Raw genomic sequence first — 599 nt, forward strand, 5'->3', positions numbered from 1 at the left:
GGATATTCTCAGCGCGCCCTACAAGCTAAACAAGTTTGATAAGGAATTAATTAGCGATTACCTACACCTGCTTACATCCGACAATCTTTTAGTTAGCGTAAAAGCAAAAGATCTAGAAACCGATCAAGAAACACAATGGTTTAAGGCGCCCTACTCGGTTAAAAGCCTATCTGTGAGCTTGGTAAATCAACTTAAAAAGGCGGAAGCTAGCAAAGACTTAGCCTTGCCTGAGCCAAACAACTTCATCCCGAGCAACACCGAGCTCAGCAAAGCAGAAAACAACCCGATTCCAGTGCTGCTCTCGGCACCTAAAGGAATGGAATTATGGCACGCGACTGACACAGAATTCGGAACACCAAAATCAACATTCTTTGTCAGCATTCGCTCTCCTCATGCGGTCGATACTGTCGAACACTTGGTTATGACGCAGTTACTCGTTTCGATGCTAACAGATAAACTCGTGGAATTTTCTTATCCCGCTTATCTTGCTGGTTTGAGCTACGACCTATACAAGCACCTTAGAGGTGTTACGCTCAAAATAGCGGGATACAACGATAAGCAAGATGTACTTCTTGAAACGATCTTGAAGAAAATCAAAC

1 pseudogene is annotated in these 599 nt (G+C 43.4%); it reads left to right on the forward strand.

The features are described 5' to 3' along the window. Window positions 1-599 (forward strand): annotated as a pseudogene (locus A3738_RS13340) (peptidase M16); the annotation flags it as partial.

It is taken from the genome of Oleiphilus sp. HI0066 (genome assembly GCF_001635725.1).